The 887-nt window shown below is 67.2% G+C and carries 1 protein-coding gene; it reads right to left on the bottom strand.

Features of this window, described 5'->3' with window-relative positions; all coding sequences use genetic code 11:
* A partial coding sequence (locus C6P64_RS17595) for a sugar phosphate isomerase/epimerase family protein (protein ID WP_105749825.1) occupies positions 1-878 on the bottom strand: 878 nt, incomplete at its 3' end.
* Positions 879-887 lie beyond the last annotated feature (9 nt).

The raw sequence follows: 887 nt of genomic DNA, 5'->3' as shown, positions 1-887 counted from the left end.
TGGCGCTGGATCTCTTGGCGCATGAAGCGGCTCGATGCCTCGGCGCGCTCCTCCCAGGCGAAGACGCAGGCCGACAGCACGCCGTCGAACTTCACCTCGGCCAGGGTCTGGAAGAACAGGTCCCAGTCGATCTCGCCCTGGCCGATGTCCAGATGCTGGTGCACCCGGATCTGGCTCGATCCCGGCGGATTCACGATGTAGCGCAGCTGGCTGCTCTTCTTGTGGTTGAACGTGTCGGCCACCCGCACATGGGCCAGCACCGGCGCGGCCTCGCGGATCATCGCGGCCATGTCATCGCCGTAGTAGAAGGTGTGCGGCGCGATGTAGCTGATCTTCAGGGCCTTCGAGCCAATGTTCCTGACGATGTCGACGGCCGGCTGCAGCTGCTCGATCCAGTCTTCCGGGTGCGGCTCGACCGACAGGGTCAGGCCCTCGCGCTCGAAGATCGGCAGCAGATCGTCCATGGAACGGAACCAGGCCGCCTCGCACAGCTCCTTGGTGTTGGCGCCGGGGCGCTCGCCGACCGAGCGCTCGGGCGAGGCGCCGCGGCCGAACTCGCTGATCAGGGTGTCGCAGCCCATCTCGAGCGCGACCTCGATCGCGCGCTTCCAGCAGCGCACCGCCCACTGGCGCTCGTCCTCGAAGGGGCTGGCCCAGCGGTACATCGGCTGCAGCGTGGCCAGGCCCACGCCGTGGTCCTTCATGGCCTGCTTGAAGGCGGCCATGCGGTCTTTGGTGGCGCGCGGCATCACCCACCAGTCCAGGAAGTCGCTGCGCGGCGACAGCTCGATCTGGTCGTAGCCCAGCTCGGCCGTGGCGCGACAGAGCTCGGGCAGGCTCAGGTGGCGGATCATGTAGGGGTCCAGCGCTATCTTCATCTTGTCTCC

This window comes from Malikia granosa (assembly GCF_002980595.1).
Lineage (GTDB): Bacteria > Pseudomonadota > Gammaproteobacteria > Burkholderiales > Burkholderiaceae_C > Malikia > Malikia granosa.
This window is presented reverse-complemented; position numbering and strand designations above follow the sequence as displayed.